The 19939-nt window shown below is 58.4% G+C and carries 16 protein-coding genes; 5 read left to right on the forward strand and 11 right to left on the reverse strand.

The window, feature by feature from the left end; translation table 11 throughout:
- Positions 1-116: 116 nt before the first annotated feature.
- The gene (locus DXC99_RS08090) at positions 117-1589 is read right to left on the reverse strand and encodes a PTS fructose transporter subunit IIC (RefSeq protein WP_117582933.1); all 1473 of its coding nucleotides are present in this window, start codon (positions 1587-1589) and stop codon (positions 117-119) included.
- A 415-nt stretch (positions 1590-2004) separates the two neighbouring features.
- Here DXC99_RS08090 and DXC99_RS08095 point away from each other — a divergent pair, with 415 nt between their 5' ends.
- A complete protein-coding gene (locus tag DXC99_RS08095) occupies positions 2005-3015 on the forward strand; it encodes a LacI family DNA-binding transcriptional regulator (RefSeq protein WP_233503769.1) in 1011 nt (336 codons plus the stop codon).
- 129 nt (positions 3016-3144) lie between these two features.
- Positions 3145-4107, forward strand: a complete 963-nt coding sequence (locus tag DXC99_RS08100) for a DNA/RNA non-specific endonuclease (RefSeq protein ID WP_117629850.1) — start codon at positions 3145-3147, stop codon at positions 4105-4107.
- A 129-nt stretch (positions 4108-4236) separates the two neighbouring features.
- On the opposite strand, the gene DXC99_RS08105 is transcribed toward DXC99_RS08100, so the two are convergent.
- From DXC99_RS08105 to DXC99_RS08120, 4 genes are all read right to left on the reverse strand, one after another.
- Positions 4237-6312 carry a translation factor GTPase family protein gene (locus tag DXC99_RS08105; RefSeq protein WP_117629851.1) on the reverse strand — a complete coding sequence of 692 codons (2076 nt, stop codon included), beginning with the start codon at positions 6310-6312 and terminating at the stop codon, positions 4237-4239.
- A 310-nt stretch (positions 6313-6622) separates the two neighbouring features.
- A complete protein-coding gene (locus DXC99_RS08110) occupies positions 6623-7387 on the reverse strand; it encodes an amino acid ABC transporter ATP-binding protein (RefSeq protein WP_117629852.1) in 765 nt (254 codons plus the stop codon).
- Positions 7380-8033, reverse strand: a complete 654-nt coding sequence (locus tag DXC99_RS08115; RefSeq protein ID WP_099432382.1) for an amino acid ABC transporter permease — start codon at positions 8031-8033, stop codon at positions 7380-7382. Before DXC99_RS08115 ends, DXC99_RS08110 begins: the two co-directional genes overlap by 8 nt.
- A gap of 233 nt (positions 8034-8266) precedes the next feature.
- A complete protein-coding gene (locus tag DXC99_RS08120) occupies positions 8267-9127 on the reverse strand; it encodes a transporter substrate-binding domain-containing protein (RefSeq protein ID WP_117629853.1) in 861 nt (286 codons plus the stop codon).
- Between the two features lie 557 nt (positions 9128-9684).
- Here DXC99_RS08120 and rlmD point away from each other — a divergent pair.
- Entirely contained in the window at positions 9685-10911 is a 1227-nt protein-coding gene (gene rlmD / locus DXC99_RS08125) for a 23S rRNA (uracil(1939)-C(5))-methyltransferase RlmD (protein ID WP_369831457.1), read from the forward strand.
- Positions 10912-10989: 78 nt separating this feature from the next.
- Here the strand turns inward: rlmD and DXC99_RS08130 are convergent, their stop codons facing one another.
- The 5 genes from DXC99_RS08130 to tilS form a co-directional block, all read right to left on the reverse strand.
- Entirely contained in the window at positions 10990-11811 is an 822-nt protein-coding gene (locus DXC99_RS08130; protein WP_117629855.1) for a phosphatase, read from the reverse strand.
- A 159-nt stretch (positions 11812-11970) separates the two neighbouring features.
- On the reverse strand, positions 11971-13161 hold the full coding sequence (locus tag DXC99_RS08135; protein WP_117629856.1) for a pyridoxal phosphate-dependent aminotransferase: 1191 nt from the start codon (positions 13159-13161) through the stop codon (positions 11971-11973).
- Between the two features lie 178 nt (positions 13162-13339).
- Complete coding sequence (gene ftsH / locus DXC99_RS08140; protein ID WP_255413311.1) at positions 13340-15418, reverse strand: ATP-dependent zinc metalloprotease FtsH; 2079 nt, start codon at positions 15416-15418, stop codon at positions 13340-13342.
- A gap of 61 nt (positions 15419-15479) precedes the next feature.
- Positions 15480-16028, reverse strand: a complete 549-nt coding sequence (gene hpt, locus DXC99_RS08145; protein ID WP_055251779.1) for a hypoxanthine phosphoribosyltransferase — start codon at positions 16026-16028, stop codon at positions 15480-15482.
- A gap of 147 nt (positions 16029-16175) precedes the next feature.
- A complete protein-coding gene (tilS, locus tag DXC99_RS08150) occupies positions 16176-17717 on the reverse strand; it encodes a tRNA lysidine(34) synthetase TilS (protein WP_199408898.1) in 1542 nt (513 codons plus the stop codon).
- Positions 17718-17765: 48 nt separating this feature from the next.
- On the opposite strand from tilS, the gene DXC99_RS08155 reads away from it, so the two are divergent.
- The gene (locus DXC99_RS08155) at positions 17766-18575 is read left to right on the forward strand and encodes an MBL fold metallo-hydrolase (RefSeq protein ID WP_117629858.1); all 810 of its coding nucleotides are present in this window, start codon (positions 17766-17768) and stop codon (positions 18573-18575) included.
- An 81-nt stretch (positions 18576-18656) separates the two neighbouring features.
- On the opposite strand, the gene DXC99_RS08160 is transcribed toward DXC99_RS08155, so the two are convergent.
- A complete protein-coding gene (locus DXC99_RS08160; RefSeq protein ID WP_055251783.1) occupies positions 18657-19088 on the reverse strand; it encodes an Hsp20/alpha crystallin family protein in 432 nt (143 codons plus the stop codon).
- Positions 19089-19365: 277 nt separating this feature from the next.
- On the opposite strand from DXC99_RS08160, the gene DXC99_RS08165 reads away from it, so the two are divergent.
- Positions 19366-19833 (forward strand): hypothetical protein, encoded by a 468-nt coding sequence (locus tag DXC99_RS08165; protein WP_117629859.1) that lies wholly within the window; start codon positions 19366-19368, stop codon positions 19831-19833.
- The last annotated feature ends 106 nt before the right edge of the window (positions 19834-19939 follow it).

Consider the following 19939-nt stretch of genomic DNA (forward strand, 5'->3'; position numbering starts at 1 on the left):
ACAAAAGTTCCCTGGGACCCAGATGTGGGCCCTATCAGTGCGGATGGATTTTGTTGTGTAGGGGCGGTTGTGCGGAGTCAAATCCATCCCTCCGCACAACCGGAGTCCTTAAAGGTTTACTTGGCCTGCTTATCGAGCGTGGGCTTCATGGCAATCAGGATTGCAGCGGCGACCAAGGAGCCAATCACGATGTCCAGGCAGAACAGCGCGACGTTGTTGGTGGCCAGGGCGACAATAAAGCCACCATGCGGAACATAGCAGTCGATGCCCTGGAAGGCGGCAAGCGCCGCGCCCACGGCAGAGCCGATGCAAATGCCGGGCAGGGTGTGGCCAAGATCCTTGACCGCGAAGGGAATAGCGCCCTCGGTAATACCGATGCAGCCCATGAACAGCGCAGAGATGCCCATCTGACGGTCAGCGTCATCGAACTTGTTCTTGGCGATGAGCGCAGCGAGGCCGCAAGCAATCGGGGGAATGGCGACGGCGACGCGGAACATACCGTTGGGGCCGTAGATGCCGGAGGCCATGATGGCCATGGTAAAGGTCGAAGCGGTCTTGTTGATGGGGCCACCCATATCGAAAGCGGTCATAACGCCAATGACCAGGCCCAAGACGACGGCGGAGCCGCCCTGCAGGCTGCCGAGCACGCTGGTGAGCCAATCCATCACAAAGCCAAGCGGCGTGGCCAGGATGTAGATGTAAGCCATGCCCAGGACGAGCGAGGTCAGAATCGGGATGATCAGAATGGGCATGATGGTCTGGATGGTGTTGTTGACCTTCCAGGTCTTCATCCAGCGGACAAAGTAACCGCAGATGACAGCCATGATCATGGCGCCCAAGAAGCCGGTCGAAACGCTGTTGCCGCTCGGGGTGACGACGGCGTTGTTAACCAAGTAGCCCAGGACGAAGCCGGGGGCAAGTGCGGGCTTACCGGCCATCGAGTAGGCGATGTATGCCGCAAGCACCGGAATCATCATAGAGATGCCGGCCATGCCGATAGTGTTAAGGCTCACCATCAACGGGTTGGTGACCTCCATGCCGCTAGCACCGGCAGTACCGGATGCCAACGAGAAGGCGAGGAACACGCCACCGATAACGACGATGGGGATAAAATAGGAAACGCCGGTATTGAATGCATTGAGCAGCGTCTTGCCAGGGTCGGCAAAGATGGACTGCTTGGACGCCGGTGTCGGGGCCTGCGGGGCAGCGGAGACGGCCTTCTTCTCTGCCTTGGCCTCGGCCTTGGACGCGTCAACGGCACCGCCCGTCGCCTTGATGATCTCGACAGCCTGGTCGATAATCTTTACCGGATCGGCGATTACATCCGAGGTGCCGACCTTGAGGAACTTGCCCTCGGCCATCTTCTGCTCAAAACGGTCCTCGTTCTCGACACCCACGTCGACGGACTCGAGCACCAGGTCGGCGCAATCAACGTCTTCCTGCGTGAGCTCATTCTCGATACCCAGACCACCCTGAGCCTCGACTTTGCACTCGATGCCACGAGCGGCGCATTCATCCTGAATCGCCTTCTGGGCCATATACGTGTGGGCGATACCCACGGTACAGGCGGCAACGCCTACGATCTTCATTGCTTCCCTCTTTTCATAGAGTTGCGTGCGCAAGACACCGTTTGCGGAGGCCTCCGGAGCATCCCCTGCCGTTTGGACTTGCTGTCTTTTCGACAAGACCAATATAGGTGCTCGTTTTTCTTAATGCCAGTTTATTTCGGTAAACGCGCAGGTCAGAGCGTTGGTTACGCTATTTAGTTATGCGTTTAACCAAAAATGAATCCTGCGATTTTACCATCGATTTCAAAAGTCAAGAAGTATTTGATTTTCTCGGTAGACGGCAGATGCGCATGCCGGTCACAAATTTCGACCCCACCCATATACCGCATTTGTTGCATACTCATATGAAAGGAAAAAGTCGCTCACCAAAGCGCATCCCTCACCAAGACTCAAAGTCATCATGTTGGAAAATGCTCATCTGTCGGAAGGAGTCGCTGTGGCAAAACAGCGCGTTACGATCGCAGACGTCGCTCGAGAGGCGGGAACCTCGACGGCAAGCGTCTCGTATTACCTCAACGACAAACGAGAAAAGCTTAGCGAGAAGACGCAGGCAAAGATTGCGCGCGTCATCAAGGAACTCGGATACGTTCCCAACGCCCAAGCGCAAACGCTCACCGGCAAGCAGACCCACGTCATCGCCATCATCATCTTGGATAACACCAACAAATGGGCGGGCCTCGTCCTCAACGGCATGGAGCAGGTCATGCTCCCCGCGGGCTACCAGACGGTCGTTTGCACGAGCAACTTTAACCCCGAGACCGAGCTCATGTATGTCGACAAAATGCTCTCACTGGGCGTCGATGGTTTTATCATCCAGCCCACGGCAAATTTCAAGGCAGTCCACGACCGCATCAAGCGCGCCGGCAAGCCCGTCGTCTTTTTTGACGCGGCCATCTACAGCCCAGGCACCAGCTGGATCAAAACCAACCTCTACGACGGCGTGTACAATGCCACGCAGGCGCTTCTCGACGCCGGCTACGAAGACTTCTTTTCCATCGCCGCCAACATGACCGAAATGCGCACTCGCATGGAACGTTTTCAGGGATATGCCGAGGCATTGGCCGCGAATGGGCAGCTCTACAAAGCCATCCCCATCGATCACAACAAGCCGTCAATCAACGAGCTCACCGAATACTTTAAATACAAGTTCAACCCCGCCAAGCGCACGCTCATCTTCGTACAAAACCAATGGGCGCTTCCCCGTGTCTACAAGGCCCTCCAACCCATGGCCCATCTACTTCCGCAGCAAATAGGTCTTTTGGGACTCAACTGCGAAGACTGGACCAACCTCACCACGCCGACCGTCTCCACGATCATCGAGCCCGTCGACCAGGAAGGCAGGGAGGCGGCCGAGATGCTGCTCGCCTTGCTTGATGGCAGCAGCCAACCCGGCGAGCAGCGCATTCTCGAGTGCAAGCTCAACTGGCTCGACTCCACCTCGATCTAGCCATACGTCAAATATGAAGCAAATGAACCAGTAGCGTTTGTCCCAAATCTTAAGTATTTGTTCGACAGAACGGCCTCTGCCGGCTCCTGCTAGACTGGTAGATTCCCAACCGTCCATCCAGGAGCCTCAATGTCGCGCAAGTCCGCCTACAAGCAAGCACTTTCCATCGGCACCGCCGTGGTGCTGGGGTTTGCGCTGTTTACGGGATCGCTCGACGGAGCGCCCAAGCTGTTATCACCGCAAAGTGATGAGCAGGCAGCGGCTCTGGCCGAGAAGCAAAACGAGAGTCCCAGCCGTACCGACGACGAAGCGGGCTTGGTCGCCCGGCTCGAATCGGGAACAGCGAGCTCCGAGGACTCTGGCGATGGCCCCGATTCCGCCGCAAGCGACACCGATGACGCTTCCGCGGACAGCGTCGCCACCCCCATCGACGAGGTCGAAAACCCCGACCTCAACCGCGCCCGCGGTGTATATCTCAGCAGCATTCCCGACTACGCCGGCAACCCCTACGTTGCCCTCCGCGCCGACGGCACGCATCCGCTCGGCACGCCGTCATTCACACTCGATGAATACGATCGTGCCACCGAAGAGGGCTGCTTTAAGAAATTCTCCAAGCTCGACAGCCTGGGCCGCACTCGCAAGGCGCTCGCCTGCATAGGACCCGAATCGCTCGGTCAGGGCAAGCGCGGCGATATCTCGCGTATCCATCCTGCCGGTTGGCACCAGCAGCGCTACGACTTTATTCCAGGCCAGAGCCTCTACAACCGCTGCCACCTCATCGCCTGGTCACTCTGCGGCGAAAACGCCAACCGCAAGAATCTCCTCACCGGCACGCGCTATCTCAACGAGACGGGCATGCTGCCGTTTGAAGAGCAAATTCTTAACTACATCCACGACACGGGCAACCATGTTCTCTATCGCGTCACACCCATGTATAACGAAGAGGAACTTGTCTGCCGTGGCGTGCGCCTCGAGGCGCAATCAGTCGAGGACCACGGCAAGGCCCTCTGCTTCCACGTATATTGCTACAACCTGCAGCCGCATGTGCAGATCGACTACGCCACCGGCCGCAATCAGGCCTCGGGGGACTAGGGCCGACTAAGCTGCCCCAAAACCTAACATGATCCGTTTTCCTCCGTCCCCTAGGGATCAAAAAGGGCCGCCCTGGATTGCCCAGAGCGGCCCTTGCATCGGCATGTATGTTGCAGACAAAGCCACACGCTACTTAGCGCGGCCCTCCTCATAGCGCTCGACCAGCTTGGCCTGCACGTCATAAGGCACCTGCTCATAGCCTGCGGGCTCCATGGTAAAGTCGCCCGTGCCGCGCGTAATAGAGCGCAGACGCGTCGAGTAATCCGTCAGCTCGGCCAGCGGGGCCTGGGCAATGACCACGGTATCGCCGCGCTCGTCGGTCTCCATACCCGTCACGCGACCGCGCGAGGCCGAGATGTCGCCCATCACGGCGCCGGCATAGCTCTCGGGGATAGTCACCGTAATTTCCTCGATGGGCTCCAGCACCACCGGGTCGGCATCGGCACACGCCTTGCGCAGGCCGATGCGAGCCGCCGCGCGGAACGCCATCTCGTTGGAGTCGACGCTGTGATACGAGCCGTCGTACACAGCCACGCGAATGCCCGTGAGCGGATAGCCGGCAATGATGCCGTCCCTCATGGTCTCCTGGACGCCCTTGTCCACGGCGGGAATCAGCGAGCGCGGAATGCGGCCGCCCACGACCTCGTCCACAAACTCATAGCCATCGCTCGTGCCGTCGGGCCCAATGAGCGGCTCCACGCGCAGCCAGCAGTCGCCGTACTGACCGGCACCACCGGTCTGCTTCTTGTGGCGGCCCTGAGCGCTCGCCGTGCGGCGGATGGTCTCGCGATACGGGATGCGGATCGGCACGCTCTTGGCAGCGACCTTGGTGCGGTCCTCCAGACGGTTGAGCAGCACCGAAACCTGCGCCTCACCAACGGCGGAGATAATGGTCTGGCCGGTCTCCTCGTCGCGGTCGATGCTCATGGTCGGATCGGCCTTGCAGGCCTTCTCGATAAACGTGTAGAGCTTCTCTTCGTCCCCGCGATTCTCGGCCTCAATAGCGATGCGATACTGCGAGTTGGGGAACTTAAACGCCGCAGCCTCGACCTTGCCGGTAATGGAGAGCGTGTCACCCGTCTCGGCCGCCAACTTGGGCGCCACGATGATATCGCCGGCATAGGCGTGACCGACCTCGGTCATGTCGCGGCCGCACATCACATACAGGTGAGCCAGACGGTCGCTCTTGCGGGTACGCGCGTTGATCAGCTCAAGGCCCGGCTCAAGCGTGCCCGTCAGCACCTTGATAAAGCTGATGCGACCCTGCTGCGGATCGGCCAGCGTCTTAAACACAAACGCCACCGGACGATCATCGTCACTCGAGATCTTAAGCGAATCGCCGTCGATAAGCGGCATCTCGCCGTAGTCGGTCGGCGCCGGGAAGTACGTGGCAATGTCGTCCATCAGCGAGTTGACGCCCTGCTCCTTAATGCAATCGCCCGCAAAGACCGGCACAAAGATGCGCTCGGCGATCGCCTTCGACAGCAGGCCTTCAAGCTCCTCCTGCGTCAGCGTCTCCTCGCCTTCCAGGTACTTCATCATCAGCTCATCGTCGGCCTCGGCCACCAACTCGCACAGATGGTCGTGAGCCTCCTCGGCCTGGACACGATACTCCTCGGGAATCTCCGACTCAACGGCTTCGGTGCCGTTGCAATGGCGCGCCTTCATGCGCACCAGGTCGATGATGCCGTCAAAGTCCTCGCCCTCGCCCCAGGGAAGGGTCACGGCGCCCAGGCGCGTGCCAAAGCGCTCCTGCAGCAGGTCCATCGTGGTCGCAAAGCTGGCCTCGGGACGCGACAGGCGGTTTACGAACACCGCACGCGCCAGGCGCAGGTCCTCGGCGGCATACCAGAGCTTAACCGTCGTAGGCTGCGGGCCGGCCTCGGCGTCAACCACAAACAGAGCCGTCTCGCAGACGCTCATCGCGGCAAAGGCGTCGCCGATAAAATCGGGGTAGCACGGGGCATCGAGCACATTGATGCGCGCGCCCTTCCAGTCGATCGGCGCGATGGTCGTCGAGATGGAAAATGCACGCTTGACCTCTTCGGGGTCATAGTCGAGCGTAGGCTTGGTGCCGTCGTGGCCGCCCAGACGGGCGGTCTTACCGGAAAGGTGGAGCATGGCCTCGGCGAGTGAAGTCTTGCCCACCCCGCCTTGGCCTACGAGCACCACGTTCCTTACGTTACCGGTCTTGGGAGCACCCATGATGACCTCCTTGCAGGGCCGCGCGCAATGCGCGACGCCAACGGGGAGAGTTCGCGGTCGGTGCCATCCCGGGAGCAGCATGGTCGGCAGCCGAGCCGACTCACCCTCCAAATGTCCTATGCCACCACCCTACCCTCACGGGCGGCTGTCCATGCATACCTTTCGGCGCACGTATGAATACAGGCGGCGAGAGGAAGAGACAAGCTTGTAAGGCGATTATTGAACCCCGTCGATGCAAACAAAAAGCCGCCACAGACCGTAAGACCTGCGGCGGCTTCGCCTCAATTAATAGTTGAGTAAATACCTGAGCCTACCCCTCGATACGGCTCAAGAACTCACGCGTGCGCTGCTCGCGCGGATGGCCGATAACCTGATCGGCAGGACCCTCCTCGACAATGCGGCCGCCATCCATAAAGACCACGCGGTCGGCAACATCGCGCGCAAACTGCATTGCGTGGGTCACGATCACCATCGTCATATTCTGCGCCGCCAGGTCCTTAATGACACGCAGCACCTCGGCCGTCAGCTCGGGATCGAGTGCCGAGGTCGGCTCGTCAAAGAATAAGATTTCCGGATCGAGCGCCAGGGCGCGGGCAATACTCACGCGCTGCTGCTGACCGCCCGAAAGCTCACACGGCACCTTGTTCTCGTTGCCCGTAAGCCCCATCTGCGCGATCAACTCACGCGCACGCGCCTCCGCCTGCTCGCGCGGGCGCTTAAGCACGCGGATCGGCGCGTCGATGATGTTTTTCATCACCGTATAGTGCGGGAACAGATTGTAGTTCTGGAACACCAGACCAAACCGCGAGCGCGCCTGTTTGGGCACGTCGCCTTTCGCATAGACCGCACCCGGCCCCGCGTCCGTCGCAACGGCAAGGTCGCCAAACGAGAGAGAGCCTCCGTCGAGTGTCTCGAGCAGCGTGGCACACCGCAGCAGCGTAGACTTACCGCCGCCCGAAGGTCCGATAATCGCCACGACCTCACCGCGCTTGACTTCGAGTGAGATATCCTTGAGCACCTCATTGCCGCCAAACGCCTTACGCGCGCTTTCGATTTTCATCACTGAGTTAGTCATGATAATAGTCCAGCTTCTTTTCGGCAGCGCCCAGCAGCATCTCGACCACAAAGTTAAAGACCCAGTAGATCAACGCCGCAATCGCAAACGGCACCATGCTCACTTGCGAGGCAACCAGTGCCTTGGCCGTCGAGAACATCTCGCCCACGCCAATGGCAAATGCCAGCGACGTGTCCTTGACCAGCGTGATGATCTCGTTGCCCATCGCCGGCAAAATACGCTTAGCGACCTGCGGCATCACGATGTACAAAAAAGTCTGCAGGCGCGAATAGCCCAGCACCTCGGCGGCCTCGTATTGACCGCGCGGGATGGACTGCAGGCCCGAGCGATAGATCTCTGCAAAGTAGCCGGCGTAGTTGATGATGAATGCCACAACGCACGCCGTCCATTTGGAATCGGGCGTGAGCGAGATGCCAAACACGTAGTACGGGGCAAAGTAGATGGCAAACATCTGCAGCATGAGCGGCGTGCCACGCATGACCGAAATGTAGATGCGCGCAATCCAGCGAAGCGGCGCGATCTTACTCATACGCATAAACGCCACGGGGATTCCCAGCGGAATCGACCCGAGCAGCGTCAGCACAAACAGCTGCAAACTGACCAAGAAGCCCTGGCCAAGCATCTGCATCATGACCTGGATAGACAACCTAAGCTCTCTTTCGCGACAACAGAACAGCGGGCATTAATTGAAATAGGCACAGTGCCCAAGATTGCGAGCGACAAGCCCGACGAAGCGTACTTTGGTACGCGAGGAGGGTTGGAGCCGCAAGATTCATACGGGTTTTCCAGGTGCCCGAGGTTGCCGCGAAAGAGGAGCGACGCGTACTTTTGTACGCGAGCGACGGTTTGAGCGGCAAGATCGGGTGCCTGGGAAAGCCGTTATTTGAGAACCCAGTTGTCGAAGGAAAGACCGTAATCTGCATATTTATCGCACAGGTCCTTGACCGTGCCGTCCTCATAGAGTGCCTTGAGCGACTCGGTCACGGCGTCGGCCGACTTGGTGTCCCCCTTCTTAAAGCCGACGGCGTAGTGCTCGCTGGACAGCGGCTTGTCGAGCTGCGTATAGGCATCTGGCTTGGCGGCCAGCTGATACTGAGCGATCGAGAGATCACAGGCAACGGCATCGACCGCACCACTCTCGAGCTGCATAAACGCCGTGTTGTACTCACCGATGGTATCGAGCGTGGCAAACGTCGCGGCCAGATCCTTCTGGTCGCCCTCGAGCACATCCTGCGCAGCGGAATCAGTCTGGGTAATCACGGTCTTGCCGGCAAGATCGTCCCAGCTCTTGATACCCGCGTCCTTCTTGACCACGAGCACCTGCTCATTGAGCATGTACGACTCGGAGAACGTGTAGTCGTCCTCGCGGCCCTCCATGGTAAAGCCGTTCCAGATGCAGTTGATGGCGCCGGAGTTGAGCAGCGTGTCCTTGGCATCCCAATCGATGGCCTCGTAATCGACATCCCAGCCCCGCTTATCGGCAACGGCCTTGGCAAGGTCAAGGTCAAAGCCCGTGTACTCGCCGTCATCGCCCACAAAGCCGTACGGAGGGTAGGACTTGTCAAAGCCCACCACGAGCTTTTTGGACTCCGCGGCACCCTTCGTATCCTTGGCCGCGGCAGAGCCGGCAGCAGAGCCCTTAGCGGCACCGCCGCCACAACCGACAAGACCAAGGCCGAGCACCGTGGCGAGCGAGCCGGCTAGACCAACAAACTGACGACGAGACATATCGGTATTCATGGTATTCCCCCTTGGTGGCACTTTAGTTAAGTAAAGTGAATCATGTAACGTTCAGAATCATACACTTTAGCGTGATAGAGCACAAGGCAAGTTTGCCCGCCGCGTGAGGGGTGTGGGGGTTAAGTTTCCTGCTCTACAGTCCTGCTCACGACGGAGGCCACATTAAGTGGCCTCCTGTTCGTGCGGAACTCGCGATAAACTTAACCCCCACACCCCTCACGCGGCGGGCAACCGTCGTTGGGCTTATCACTGACACGAATAAACCGCTTGTATATCGTCTGCTGGCTTGGCACGGTACAATACTTGCAGCTTTAATTCATGAATTAGTGGAGTTATTGATGGCAGAATCTCGTGCGGAGCGTAAGGCTCGTCGTGCTTTGATCGAGGCAGCTGAGGGGTCGGAGGAGAAATCTTCCACGAAATCCAAGTCTTCTAAAGCTGCAAAAAGCAAATCGACCAAGAGCAGGGCTAAGACCAAGCGTTCTGACTCTCGTCGGGGCGGGGACAAAGCGCCTCGGACTCGTTCCAAGCGTCCGCATAATGATTCGGTTCCATCCGTGCGTAAGGCCACGGACCCCAAGTCTCCTTGTTCCATCATGAAAACTTGTGGTGGGTGCACGGCGCTCAATCGTCCTTATAAGAAGCAGTTGGCGGCCAAGCAGGCTGCTATGGAGGAGCTGTTTGCTGAGCTCTGTGAGCGCGAGGGCATTAGCGTTGATCCCATTCGCGGTATGGGTGTTACCCTGGGCGACCCGGGCAAGTATCCTGCGCCGCGTGGTTTTCGTCATAAGGCTGCCACTCCGTTTGCTCCCGGCAAAGAGGGCGCTGTCCGCTGCGGCTTTTTTGAACGTGGGACGCACAGGATCGTTGCTGTTCCTGAATGCCCTGTCGAGGCGCCGGGCACTCGTCAGATTCTCAACGGCATCGCTCGCGAGGCCGAACGTCTGCATATTCCTGCCTTTAACGAAGACAAGCATCTGGGGCTGCTTCGCTATGCCGTCGTTCGCTGCGGCTGGCGCACCGACCAGATTATGGTCACCCTCGTGACCGCTCAGCGCGACCTGCCGCATGCGCAGGAGTTCTTTGAGGCTGTCGCCGCACTCGATCCGCACATCGTCACCGTCGCCCAAAACATCAACGGACGCCCCGGCAACGCCATCCTCGGCGAGGAAACTCGCATCGTGTATGGCGCCGAATGCATGCGCGACCAGCTGCTCGGCTGCGAGTTCGATATCTCCCCCACCGCGTTTTATCAGACCAACCCGCAACAGACCGAGCTGCTCTATCAGCTCGCTATCGACGGCATGGATTTGCACCAGGGCGATGTGCTCATGGATGCCTACTGTGGCAGCGGTACCATCGGTCTTTGCGCCGCGAAGGATGCCCAGAACAAGGGTATCGGCATTATGCTGCTCGGCGTGGAGCGCAACCCGGCGGGCATTGCCGACGCACGTCGCAATGCCGAGCTCAACGGCCTCACCCGCAGCACTTGGTTTATGGCCGACGACGCCACCGACTACATCCTAGATGCCGCCGACAACAACGAGCGGATCGATGTCCTTTCCATCGACCCGCCGCGCGCCGGCTCCACCCCCGAGTTCCTCGAAGCCGCCTGCGCACTCAAGCCGCGCCGCATCACCTATATCAGCTGCAACCCCGTGACCCAAGAGCGCGACCTGCACCAGCTCCTCGACGGAGGCTATCGCCTGCTCAAGATCACGCCCGTCGACATGTTCCCCCATACCGACCACACCGAAACCGTAGCGGTCCTCGAGCGCCGCTAATCCACCCCGGTAGATTTTCGGGACAAGAAAGGGGGCGGCCCGTCTGGACCGCCCCCTTCGCTTGGTTTATGAACTCCGCTACATCCCCTTGCGCAGGTCACACACGCCGGCTGCCGCCATCTCGCGCAGCAGTGTCTCGCGGTCGCGCGTCACGATCAAATCCAGCGGGAAGTGAATCTCGTCGAGCATCTTGCGCGCGTGATCGAGCTTGCCAATGGCCATGCCAATGTGGGCATCGGTCGACACGCCAATACCCACGCCCAGCTCGGCGCAGCGCTCGGCGATCTTGCGGCATACGGCCCAATGCTCAGTGTCGACACCGTGTTCAAGACTATGGTTGTTGATCTCGATGATCTTGTGCTTGGCCTTGGCCGCCAACAGCACCTCATCGATATCGAACGGCACGCCCGAGCGCCCCGCATGCCCAAGCATGAACACCTTGGGGTGCTCCAGGGCATTGATGTACATCTGGGTCGTTTGGGCGAGCGTCGCGCCTTCGGCAAACTGCGGGTTATGCACGCTTGCCACCAAATAATCCAAATTACGCGTCACCAAATCGAACAGCGAATGCTCACGACTATACGAATCGCCGGCGATATCGAGCGAAACGGGAATGTCTTCGCCAAACAAGCTGCCGTCCAGCGAAACGATATCAGCCTCGGCACCACGCAGCACCAGCACGCCGCTCCAAATGCGCGGCCAGATATCCTGGTTAATAAAGAATTGGAAACTGCGCAGGTCATTGGGACAAGGCGTAACCATCGAGCTTAAATGATCGGCGGAACCGAGCACCTGAAGGCCGCGTTCCGCCGCCCAATAGATGTTCTCCTCGATGGTTGAGTACGCATGCGCAGAGAACATCGTATGAGTATGAATATCACAAGAAAGAAGGTAGGGCATCGGGTCTCCTTGTCCAGTATGGCCGTCGCGTATATTCATTGTACGCATAGCTTTCGGCAGTCGTAAAACTGCTTCATCCCAATCACACAACGGCATAGACAACGGGGTCTGGCTTAAAACCAAACCCCGTTTCACGTAAAACATTGTAAGCAGAGCGCTTTACTTTCGACGATATTCGTCGGCCAGCTGCTTCCAGGCAGGCAGCGAGTTGACGATTGTCTCATAGCTCACGCAGTAGCCCAGGCGGAACCAGCCCGGCATGCCAAAGCTATCCGAAGGCACCGCGAGCAGCTCATACTTCTTCGCGCGCTCACAGAACGCATTCGCATCGGACTCCAGCGCTTTCACCCATAGGTAGAACGCGCCATCCGGCTCAACATAGGTGTAGCCGTACTCCGCTAGTGCATCGGTAAGCGCGGTGCGGTTGCGCGCATAGGCCTCGACATCGCGCGGTTCATCAATGCAGTCGATGATTACACGCTGGAAGAGGGCCGGTGCACACACGAAGCCCAGCGTACGGGCGGCACCGGCAACGGCGGGCATTAGACGAGCTGCCTGAGGATTCGTATTGGGAACCAGGATCCACCCGACGCGCTCGCCCGGTAGCGAAAGCGACTTGGAATACGAGTAGCACACGATGGTGTGCTCGTAGATCGAAGGCACCCAAGGCACCTCGGCGCCATAGACAATCTCGCGATACGGCTCATCAGAGATGAGCATAATCGGATTCTCGGAATCGCGCTGAGCGTTGGCCTCGCGCAGAACATTGGCCAGTCGCGTCAGCGTGTCGCGTGTATATACGGCACCGGTCGGGTTGTTGGGTGAGTCGATAATGACGGCAGCGGTCTTATCGGTAATCGCCTTGAGCACGTTATCCACGCTCAGCTGGAACGTATCTTCATCGGCGAGCGCCTCGACGCACGTGCAACCAGCTTTCTCGATCCACACGCGATACTCCGGGAAGTACGGAGCGATAACGATGACCTCGTCGCCCGGATTGGTAATCGCGTTGAGCGTGCAGGTGAGCGAAGCCGCCGCACCCACCGTCATAAAGACGTCCTTGCCCTCATAGCTCGTGCCAAAACGGCGGTTGAGCGACTCGGCCACGGCGGTACGGCACTGCGGCAGACCCGGTGCAGGCGTGTATCCATGCAGCTGGTCGCTCGGCAGCTCCAATGCCTTCTTAATGGACTCAGCCACAGCAGCGGGCGCCGGAACACTCGGGTTGCCCAACGAAAAATCGAATACGTTCTCCGCACCGATCCGCGCCTTGCGTTCAAGGCCATAGCTAAAGATCTCACGGATGATGGAGCTTTCCGCACCGCGAGCATACATAGTTTCGTTGATCATCTGTTCCCCTTTCACATAGGCGCTATTGTACGCTTTAGCTGAGCAAAGTGCCGCAGCAATGTTGATTGGGGACAGACTTAAATGCGTGAAAACGCTCATTTAAGTCTGTCCCCAATCAACATATCGCTTAAAAGAAAAGCCTCCACAGGTTTCCCCGCGGAGGCTTTCGCTACAAGAACTATTTGTCGGCGTCGGTGTTGCCGCCAGCGTTGACGACATGGTCATCGCCGGCATCGTCGGATGTGGCTTCGGCATCCTCCTGCATGGCCGCCTGCGCAAAGGCCGCGGCATCAGCCGCCAGCTCCTCCTCGCTCATACGAGGCGCGCGCTTCTTGGTCGGCATGCCGGCCGCCTTGGCATTGCGCTCCTCCTTGGCCGCCAGGATATCGCCCTCGCGCTCAAGATAGGCGTCCCACTCGTTATCGAGCAGGGCATTCACGGCATCGCCCTCGACAGTCTCGCGCTCAAGCAGCACCTTCGCCATCAGATCGAGCTGATCGCGACGGGCATCCAAGATCTCAACAGCACGACGATGGGCCTCGCGCATGATGCGCTGAACCTCGATATCAATGCGGCGCGCCGTCTCCTCGGAGTAATCCTGATGATCGGCATAGTCGCGGCCCAGGAATACCTGATGCTGCGCCTCGCCAAAGACCTGAGTGCCCAGCTCCTCGCTCATGCCCAGGCGCGTGACCATCTCGCGCGCCATCTTGGTCGCGCGCTCCAGGTCGTTGCTCGCGCCCGACGTGATGTCATCGCACATGAGCTCCTCGGCAACGCGACCGCCCAAGAACACGGCGAGCTCGTCGAGCATCTCGTTCTTGGTCTTGAGGAAGTGATCCTCCTGCGGAAGCTGCAGTGTGTAGCCCAGGGCCTGACCGCGGCTGACGATCGAGATCTTATGAACCGGATCGGAGTGCTCCAGGATGTGGCCCACCAAAGCGTGGCCGCTCTCGTGGTAGGCAATCGTGGTGCGCTCGGCTTCGGTCATCACGCGACCCTTGCGTTGCGGTCCGGCAATCACGCGCTCCATCGACTCCTCGACCTCGTCCATCGAGATCACGGAACGATGACGGCGAGCGGCCAGCAGCGCAGACTCGTTGAGCAGGTTCGCCAAATCGGCACCAGTAAAGCCAACGGTCATCTGGGCGAGCTTCTCAAACTTCACGTCCTCGTCCATCGGCTTGTTCTCAGCATGCACGCGCAAGATCTGCTCGCGGCCCTTCACGTCCGGACGGTCGACCGTAACCTGACGGTCAAAACGACCGGGACGCAGCAATGCCGGATCCAGGATGTCAGGACGGTTGGTCGCGGCGATCAGGATGACCGACTCGCTTTCCTCAAAACCGTCCATCTCGACCAGCAGCTGGTTGAGCGTCTGCTCGCGCTCGTCGTGACCGCCGCCCAGACCGGCTCCGCGCTGACGCCCCACGGCATCGATCTCGTCGATAAAGATGATCGACGGGGCCTGGGACTTGGCCTCCTTAAAGAGGTCACGCACGCGGCTGGCGCCGACACCCACGAACATCTCGACAAAGTCAGAACCCGAGATGCTAAAGAACGGCACGCCCGCCTCGCCGGCAACGGCCTTGGCCAGCAGGGTCTTACCAGTACCCGGAGGGCCAACCAGCAACACGCCACGCGGGATCTTGGCGCCCAGCTTGCGATAGCGGTCCGGATCGCTCAAAAAGTCGCGGATCTCCTCGAGCTCCTCGACTGCCTCGTCCACACCGGCAACATCCTCAAACTTGACCTTGGGGCGCGTGGCCTCGTTGGTCTTGGCGTTAGTCTTGCCAAACTGCATGTTCCTGTTGTTGGCGCCCATCATCTGGCGCATAAAGTAGAACATGATGGCGATCAGGGCGATCGTCGGAAGCACGCTCATCGCCAGGTCGCCCCAAAAATCGGGGTCATTGGTGTTGACGATGTACTTGGTATCGGGGTGCTCCGCCATAAGCTCGGCAAGCGAATCGGAGCCGACATAGGTCGAGGAGAAGCTCTTGAGCTCGCTCGTATCGCCCTTGTCCTTTTTTGTCTTCCAGTAATGACCCGCCACGCTTCCGTCTTGAACCGTATAGGTCAAATCTTCGACACGGTCCTGCTTAATGGCGTTGACCATCTCGCTCGTCGCGAGCTTAACGGTATTGCTGGAGTTGGCAAAGCCGGAGCCCATGTTAAAGAAGGCGTAGCCCAGAAGCGCGCAAGCCAAAATAAAATACAGCCAGCCCGTACGCGTGGGCTTCTTGCCTCCGGGCATCCCCGGGATCTTAGGCTCCCGGGGAGTCTGGGAATTGTTATCGTTACGGTCATCGGGCATCTTACGAATAAACCTCCGGTTTCAAAATGCCCAGATACGGAAGGTTACGATAGCGCTCGGCATAGTCGAGGCCGTAGCCCACCACAAAGGCATCGGGGCAATGGGTTCCAACATACTTGGGCGTGACGGCCGAGGTACGGTCCTCAACGTCCTTCCACAGGAAGGCGGCGACCTCCAGCGAGGCGGGCTTGCGGCTCTCGAGGTTCTTCATCAGATACTTGAGCGTCAGGCCCGAGTCCAGAATGTCCTCGACGATCAGCACGTCGCGACCGCGGATGTCGATATCCAGGTCCTTAATGATACGCACGATGCCCGAGGACTTCACACCGTCGCCATAGCTCGAAACAGCCATGAAATCGATGTTGGTCGGCAGCTCGATCTTGCGCATCAGGTCGCCCATAAAGACCACGGCGCCGCGCAAGACCGCAATCAGCACCAGATCCTTACCCGCGTAGTCGCGAGTAATCTGCTCGCCTAGGCGAGAGACGATACCGTCGATATCCTCCTGCGTAAACAGAACCTTCTCGATATCCGGATGTTGAGAAGCCATGACAACCCTTTCTTGTGCTTATCGCCCACACACCGCCGTATGGACGCGAACTACACATTCTAGCAGCGCACGGGGTATATTTACCAGCCCGTGCGCCATCAGCGCGGGAATACCGTCAACGTCGCACAGAATAGCTGGCGTGGGACGCTATTCCGCATCGACCACACGAAGCAGATACGCCACGCGCGTTGCGGCCGTGCATTTAAAACGCTCGTCCGTGCGAACGCCTGCGACCCATACTACGGCACCTCCCGGAGCCGTTCTTACCACGGGTACGCCAGAGCGCTCAGATACGGGAATACGAGCCTCGTTGAGCAGGTCGGATACCTTCTTACTTCGCCCACTCATGCCCAACGGACACATCACATCCCCCGGCGCGGGACCGTCTACCCACAGACGCGCCAAACGCGCCTCGGCGGGAATCTCCCCGCGCGAGCCGGCGAGCATCCGTTCGTTATCGCGATCGGCAAAGCCCAGCGTCGCAGCATCCACCATCGCGACCACCCCTCCGGCACCCGCGAGTTCGCGGGCACGGCGCACAATATCACACCCCGGCTCGACGGCCATCGGCTCTGCCACAAGAATGCGGCCCGCCCCCAGCGGCAATCGACCGGGAATGGTGACCCAATCGGCAACTAATCCCTCGCGCGCCGCCGGAGCCTTGAATGACAGCATGCCAAACTCCACGCGCGCATCGATTCCCGCCGGCAGCGTGACCGAACCCGAGCCTTCGGCGACACAGGCGAGCACGCGCTCCACATGCCGCATCTCCGGGCGAGCGTCGGGGTCGATACGCTTAATTGCCAGTCGCACCATGCGCCGAGCAATCACCACCTCGGCCGCGGCCAGTCGGCGAGCGTCAAGAACCAGTGCACCCGCCGCCTCCTTACGCAGGCAGCTTCGAAACGCCTGTGCGGAAAGCTGGGAAAGAAAGGCATCCTCATCGCCCAAGATCTCGCAGGCGGCGCCAATCGTCTTACAGACACTCGCGTTGCGCTGCGCCACCACCGGCATCACTCGATGGCGCACATAGTTGCGCAGGTACGAAACGTCCTCGTTGCTTTCATCTTCCCGCCATGGCTGACCGTGCACCTGCAGATAGCCCACGAGTTCATCGTGCGTGAGGTCGAGCAAGGGGCGAACCACAATGTTCCGACGGCGCGGAATGCTCGATAGACCCGCGGGACCCGACCCTTTAATGGCATTCATCAAAAATGTTTCCGCGCGGTCCGACGAAGTATGCGCGGTACAGATACGAGCCGCCGTCCGCGGTGCGCCCGATTCGGCACAAAGTTCGCGAACGTATCTCCGTGCCGCGGCATAGCGCACCTCGCGAGCCGCAGCCTCGATATTGCCCGATTCGTCATCAAAATAGGCATGCTCAACACACAGCGGCAAACCGTATTGTGCGCACAGGTCACGTACAAAGGCCTCGTCGCCATCGGATGCCTCCCCGCGCAGATGATGGTTTACATGCAGCACGTGCAATCGCTCGCGCGCAATGGGAGCGACGCCGCGCCCGTCCTGGATATCCAGCTTTGATGTGCAAGCCATAAGGAGCAGCGCCGTCGAGTCCGCACCGCCTGATACCATAAGCACTACGGGGGCAGCGGCCTGCCGCGTTGCCAGGGCGCTCTTATCCGTCCTCGGCGCGGCATGATGTCCATAGTGCTGAGATACCGTTGGCATTCGCTTCCTCCTCTATTCGTCCGCACTCATTGTATCCTTTGGAATCTTATGTCTCGCCTGCACCTTCATATCCTCGGCAGCGGCTCAAAAGGCAACTGCGCACTCGTCGAGGGACCTCAGGGGCTCATCATGATCGACAACGGCCTGTCCCGCCGCGAGACACTTAAACGCATGGCGGAGCTTGGCCTCTCGGCAGACGACGTCGCCGCTCTTGTAATCACCCATGAGCATGGTGACCATATCAAGGGGCTCGATGTATGGTGCAAGCACTGGCATGGTCCCCTCTTTGCCAGCAGGGACACCCTTTCATGCAAAGAAAACCTCGCGCGCCTGCCCGTAGAGGAATTTGACCCCGGCGACACGCTCCCCATTGCCGGCATCCACGTGCAAACCTACTCAACATCGCACGATGTCATCAATCCTGTCGGCTATCGATTTAATGCTCTCGATGATTCCATTGGGTTTGCCACCGACACCGGAGAGTTATCGAGCAAGGCCATAGGCATCCTCAAAGACTGTCGAGTTCTCGCGCTCGAAAGTAACCACGATGTAACTATGTTGCGCGAAGGAGCGTACCCCCGCTTTCTTCAGGAGCGCATCCTGTCCACAAAGGGGCACCTCTCCAACAACCAGGCCGCCGAAGCCGCGCGCGAACTTGTTACCGATCGCACCGAACAACTCATCGCCATGCACATCAGCCAGGACAATAATCGTCCAAGCCTTACCGTCAAAAGCTATGCCAACGCGCTTGATGCAAGTCTCGATGATGAACTCGGCAGTTCTGCCACCCGTCTTCAAGGGCCACGGAAGCTCTCGATACGCCCTGCAAGCCAGTATCAACCGACAACCATTCAATAGCCCCTCAAGACAACAAAGGGGGGCTGGGAATCACTTCCCAGCCCCCCTTAACTCATACTCTCGATTGAAGCAGAGCCATCGTTAGTCGATGGAGATCTTCGTAACGTTCTTCTTCTCGACAATCTTGGGAACCGTAACGGTCAGGATGCCGTCAGCATACTTAGCCGAAAGGCCCTCGCTCGAAGCGTCCTTCAGATACACGCCGCGCGTCGCGCTGTACGAGCTAAACTCCTTCTGCAGGAAGTTCTTGCCCTCGTTCTCCTCGTCCTCCACAACGTTCACGCTAATCGACAGGCGACCCTCGTTAAGCTCAACGTCGATATCATCCTTAGCGACGCCGGTCAGATAGGCCTTGACCTCATAACCATCGCCCTTGTCCTCGACATCAACGGGGAACGCCTTGGAAGCAATCGAGTTGTTTGCAAGATCGGTCATATCATCAAACAAATCGAACAGCGAGCTAGCAGAAGGACGAACGCCAAAAACCGAACGATAAGGAACCATGCTTGCCATGTTTACCACTCCTTTTAAGGACTGCCGAGTCATCTTCTAGGTGACTGAGACTTCTTTTGACGCTCTTATATATGCCCACCCAGTGCTCATATATACATCGACTATAAAGTTTTTTGAGTCCAGTACTATAAGCATATCTAAGTGTGTATGACTCAGGTCTTAGTAAGGTTAAGGTTCTTTGAACCAGAGCTTAAATAAGAAGTATGTTCGCAGCTACAAATAACAAGGGGCTTACAATGAGCGCGTACACGTTGTTGGTAACGAGCTAAAGGGCATCATGGACGACCAAAACCAGAACAATATGTTTATGCCGACGCAGGGCGAAGATACTTCTACGCAGCCGCCACGGTTCCATCGCCCCCACATCTCGCAAGAGCCCATTAATGATCCTGAGCCCGATTATGTGACGAGAAATCGATATCAAACGCTCGAGGATGCCCAAACGGGACGTAAACATATGGGCGTTGCCTCGGGAGACCCTGTATATCTGAAAGACGCACCATTATCTAAAAACAGCGCAGCTAGCGATGAGCCGATGAAAGCATCCGCCGCTCATCAACAAAGAGGGCCTCGACCCAAGCAAACCTTGACGCATTCGGCTCGCTATCTCGAAACGCCAAAACAGGGAAAATCAATCTTCGTTTCGTCAAGTAAACGACGCAAGCAGCATCAGCTGACAATTCTGCTTTTGACCATTGCGGCCATAGTAGTTGCCCTTGTTATACGATTTATTTTCTTTAAATAAAGGCTCAATACCGAAAACAACAAGATCGTCTGGTGTAATTGAGTCATTTACGCCCCGTAAATCAGAACCACCCTTAAAAAGGGTGGTTTGCTCTTAGGGTATAACC

This window comes from Collinsella sp. TF10-11AT, assembly GCF_003437565.1.
GTDB lineage: Bacteria > Actinomycetota > Coriobacteriia > Coriobacteriales > Coriobacteriaceae > Collinsella.

Bases quoted from the DNA above. Each gene is read 5' to 3' on its own strand.
- DXC99_RS08090 (WP_117582933.1), bottom strand. From the start codon at position 1,589: ATGAAGATCGTAGGCGTTGCCGCCTGTACCGTGGGTATCGCCCACACG.
- DXC99_RS08100 (WP_117629850.1), top strand. From the start codon at position 3,145: ATGTCGCGCAAGTCCGCCTACAAGCAAGCACTTTCCATCGGCACCGCC.
- DXC99_RS08105 (WP_117629851.1), bottom strand. From the start codon at position 6,312: ATGGGTGCTCCCAAGACCGGTAACGTAAGGAACGTGGTGCTCGTAGGC.
- DXC99_RS08110 (WP_117629852.1), bottom strand. From the start codon at position 7,387: ATGACTAACTCAGTGATGAAAATCGAAAGCGCGCGTAAGGCGTTTGGC.
- DXC99_RS08120 (WP_117629853.1), bottom strand. From the start codon at position 9,127: ATGAATACCGATATGTCTCGTCGTCAGTTTGTTGGTCTAGCCGGCTCG.
- DXC99_RS08130 (WP_117629855.1), bottom strand. From the start codon at position 11,811: ATGCCCTACCTTCTTTCTTGTGATATTCATACTCATACGATGTTCTCT.
- DXC99_RS08135 (WP_117629856.1), bottom strand. From the start codon at position 13,161: ATGATCAACGAAACTATGTATGCTCGCGGTGCGGAAAGCTCCATCATC.
- ftsH (WP_255413311.1), bottom strand. From the start codon at position 15,418: ATGCCCGGAGGCAAGAAGCCCACGCGTACGGGCTGGCTGTATTTTATT.
- hpt (WP_055251779.1), bottom strand. From the start codon at position 16,028: ATGGCTTCTCAACATCCGGATATCGAGAAGGTTCTGTTTACGCAGGAG.
- tilS (WP_199408898.1), bottom strand. From the start codon at position 17,717: ATGCCAACGGTATCTCAGCACTATGGACATCATGCCGCGCCGAGGACG.
- DXC99_RS08155 (WP_117629858.1), top strand. From the start codon at position 17,766: ATGTCTCGCCTGCACCTTCATATCCTCGGCAGCGGCTCAAAAGGCAAC.
- DXC99_RS08160 (WP_055251783.1), bottom strand. From the start codon at position 19,088: ATGGCAAGCATGGTTCCTTATCGTTCGGTTTTTGGCGTTCGTCCTTCT.
- DXC99_RS08165 (WP_117629859.1), top strand. From the start codon at position 19,366: ATGGACGACCAAAACCAGAACAATATGTTTATGCCGACGCAGGGCGAA.